General features: G+C 70.5%; 3 protein-coding genes. All 3 read left to right on the forward strand.

What is annotated here, in order from left to right; genetic code table 11:
- On the forward strand, nucleotides 1-402 hold a 402-nt coding region (locus DD1DGNOD_RS27240; protein WP_206443282.1), incomplete at its 5' end, for an SGNH hydrolase domain-containing protein.
- A 136-nt stretch (nucleotides 403-538) separates the two neighbouring features.
- Nucleotides 539-2,944 carry a PQQ-binding-like beta-propeller repeat protein gene (locus DD1DGNOD_RS18280; protein ID WP_131770692.1) on the forward strand — a complete coding sequence of 802 codons (2,406 nt, stop codon included), beginning with the start codon at nucleotides 539-541 and terminating at the stop codon, nucleotides 2,942-2,944.
- 195 nt (nucleotides 2,945-3,139) lie between these two features.
- A complete protein-coding gene (locus tag DD1DGNOD_RS18285) occupies nucleotides 3,140-3,667 on the forward strand; it encodes a VOC family protein (protein ID WP_131770693.1) in 528 nt (175 codons plus the stop codon).
- Nucleotides 3,668-3,696 lie beyond the last annotated feature (29 nt).

Raw genomic sequence — 3,696 nt, forward strand, 5'->3', positions numbered from 1 at the left:
CACCTGTGGGAGCAGCAGGCCCCCGGCCGGCCGGTGCTGCTGGCCAACAGCCGCAGCAGCACCGGGGACACCGACGCCCAGTCCAGCCGCTGCTACAACGCGCTGGTCGCCGAGGCCGCCGGCAGGTATCCGCAGGTCCTGCTGCTGGACGTCGACGCCGCGCTGTGCCGGGGGGACCAGTGCTGGACCCGCACCGCCTCCGGTGGCCCGTTCTACGTCGACGCCGTCCACCTGACCGCATCCGGCATGCACCAGCTCGCCCCCTGGCTGGAAACGACGATCGGCAGGGCGCTGACGGCAGCGACGGCTCCCGCAGGCGGAGCCGGCACGAAGGGAACTGGCACGGAGGGAACTGGTACGGGGGGAGCCGACAGCACGACCCCGGTGCGCGCGGGCCGGTGACCAGGCACGACGATTACCACGCCCGGAGGACAATCGTCCAAGGAACGACTATCCGAACAACAATCGCCCGGAAGATCACCCGAAAGGTGGTGTCCCGGGGCACGATGACGGCTGTGACAAACCGGTGGAGGCGGACGTGACGGGCGCGAACAGCTCCTTCGAGAGCATGTGTGACGCCCTGACGCCGCAGGACCCGCGGACGATCGGCCCCTACCGCCTGCTCGGCCGGCTCGGCAGCGGCGGGATGGGCCGGGTGTACCTGGGCCAGTCCCGCTCCGGGCTGCTGGTCGCGGTCAAGACGGTGCGCGCCGACATGCTGGAGGAGCCCGGCTTCCGGGCGCGTTTCGCCCGGGAGGCCACGGCGGCCCGGCAGGTCAGCGGCGTGTACACGGCCTCCCTGGTGGACGCGGACGCCAACGCCGCGATGCCGTGGCTGGCCATCGCCTACGTTCCCGCGCCGTCCCTGTTCTGGCTGATACGCCAGGCCGGCCCGCTGCCGGTCAACGCGGTGTTATGGCTGGCGGCCGGGATCGCCGAGGCGTTGGACTCCATCCACCGGGTGGGTCTGATCCACCGGGACCTCAAGCCGTCGAACGTGCTGGTGACCCGGGAGAACCCCAAGGTGATCGACTTCGGGCTGGTCCGGTCGTCGGTCAGCAGCGCGCAGATCACCCAAGCCGTGATCGGGACACCGCACTACATGTCCCCGGAACAGGCTCTGGACACCGCGTCGGTGGCCCCGGCCACCGACGTGTACTCCCTCGGCGCCACCCTGCTGTTCGCGGCAACCGGCCGCACCGCCTATACCGGCGACACACCGGTCAACGTGCTGGCCCAGCTGCTGTCCCGGCCACCGGACCTGTCCATGCTCCCCCCGGAGCTCACCGACGTGATCCGCCGCTGCATGCAACGCGATCCGGCGCGGCGGCCCACCCCGAACCGTCTGCTGGAGGAGATCGACGGACGCTGGCAGGAGGCGCCGACCGGCTTCGGTGCGAAGCACTGGCTGCCACCCGCCGTCTACGACCTGGTGGACGCCTACGAACGCGGACACCGCCCGGACGCCCGGGACCGACTCTCCGGCCCGTCCAGCCCTGGTGGGCAGTCACCCGAAGCGCAGGCAGGTAAGGCACAGGCGCGGGCCGAGGCAGGCCAAGCCGAGGCAGGCAGGGCCGAGGCAGGCAGGGCGCAGCGCGACGCCGACCGGGACAGCACGACCCTGACCAGGATGGCGCCGGGGCCACGGGTGCGATCCGAGCCGCCGCCCACCCCCCGGGAGCCGATCTCCACCCCGTCGGGGCAGCGGTCCCCGCTGATCGCACCAACGCCGCCGCTACCACTGGAGCAGATGCTGCCGGGCGACCGTACCGGCCGGGGGCGTACAGGTCATGCCGACCACGAACATGCCGGTCGTGCCGACCAGGAACATGCCGGTGACCGGCCCGCACCCGCGCGGCCGCACAGGCGGACCCTGCTGCGAGCGGCAGGCGGCGTCGCGGTCGCCGCGGCGGCCGGGGCGGGCACGTGGGGCGGCCTGCGGCTGCTCGGCTCCAGCGGCAGCGACGGCCCACGGCCGTGGGTGTTCACCACTGGTGAGGAGGTCTACTCCTCCCCCGCGGTCGAGGCAGGCGTGGTCTACATCGGCAGCAACGACCGCCATCTGTACGCTATCGACGCGGTCACGGGCCTCGAACGTTGGCGATACCAGACCGGCGATGCGGTGACATCGTCTCCGGCGGTCGCCGACGGCACGGTCTACGTCGGCTGCAACGACACCTACCTGCACGCGGTGAACACCGCGACCGGGCTGCGGCGCTGGCGGTTCGACACCGGGGCGGCGATGCACTCCTCCCCGACCGTGGTCGACGAGCTGGTCTACATCGGATGCCGCGACCACAATCTGTATGCGGTCGACACGGTCACGGGCCTCGAACGCTGGCGCTTCACCGGCGGCGACTGGTTCAACTCGTCACCGGCGGTCATCGGTGGCGGGGTGTACGTCGGCTGCCGTGACCACAACATCTACGGTCTGGATGTCCGCAACGGAAAGGAACGCTGGCGTCACGCCACCGGCAGTACCGTCGACTCCTCACCCACCGTGTCCGGCGGCATGCTGTGGATCGGCGCCGACGACCACAACGTCTACGCCCTGAAGACCACGGACGGAACACCGACCTGGCAGTTCACCGCGCAGAACGGCGTAGTCTCCATACCTACGGTGGTGGACCAGGTGCTGTACGTGGGCAGCGACGACGGCAACCTGTACGCGTTGGACGCGGGCACCGGCCGGGTCCGCTGGCGGTTCCCCACCGGCAACGGCATCCGTTCCTCACCCACCGTGGCGGGTGATCTGGTCTACGTGGGCAGCCGGGACCGCTATGTGTACGCCGTGGACATCGTCACCGGTGAGCTGCGCTGGAAGTTCGCCACGCGGGGACCGATAGACGACTCCTCACCGGTAGTCGCGGACGGCCTGCTCTACATCGGCGGTCTGGACCACAACGTCTACGCGCTGGACGCGGCCACCGGCGCCGGAGCGTGACCACGACCACGACCACGGACAGTAGCAGCGTGCCGGACTGCGCATCCTGACCGCGCCGGTTGAGATCGTCTCCGGCAACTCGGGTATAGCGGGACGGACGGGGGTACCTTCAAGATAGTTGAACGCTCAACAGAACAGCGTTCGGCGGGACAGCGCTCCACAGAACCAGGCGTCGAGCCGCCCGAGGAGAAGATCATGGGCATCCACCGCCTCAACCACGTCGTCCTTTACGTCCGTGATGTCGCGCGTACCACCGCCTTCTACACCGACGTCCTGGACTTCCGGGTGACGATCTCGATGCCAGGCAGGGCCGCGTTCCTGCAGGCGCCGGACTCCACCAACGACCACGACATCGGCCTGTTCCAGCTCGGCGCGGACGCCGGTGACTCGCCGGCGGGCCGGTCGACCGTGGGCATGTACCACATTGCCTGGGAGGTCGGCACCCTGACCGACCTCGAGGATGCCGCGCGCCGGCTGACCGAGGCCGGGGCGCTGGTCGGCGCCTCCGACCACGGCACCACCAAGAGCCTGTACGCCCACGACCCCGACGGCCTGGAGTTCGAGGTCGTCTGGCTGATCCCCGCGCACCTGCTCGACGACACCGCGATCACCTCCGGCCGCACCGGCGTCCGGCCCCTGGACATCGCCAGGGAGAAGGCACGCTACGGCGCCGACACCCGCGGCGGCCTCGGGGTCTCCGTCCCCCTCGGCGTCACGGTCTGACCTGACACCCGTCGGACGGACCCGGTAAC

It is taken from the genome of Candidatus Protofrankia californiensis, assembly GCF_900634765.1.
In the GTDB taxonomy this organism is placed as follows: domain Bacteria; phylum Actinomycetota; class Actinomycetes; order Frankiales; family Frankiaceae; genus Protofrankia; species Protofrankia californiensis.

Bases quoted from the DNA above. Each gene is read 5' to 3' on its own strand.
- DD1DGNOD_RS18285 (WP_131770693.1), top strand. From the start codon at position 3,140: ATGGGCATCCACCGCCTCAACCACGTCGTCCTTTACGTCCGTGATGTC.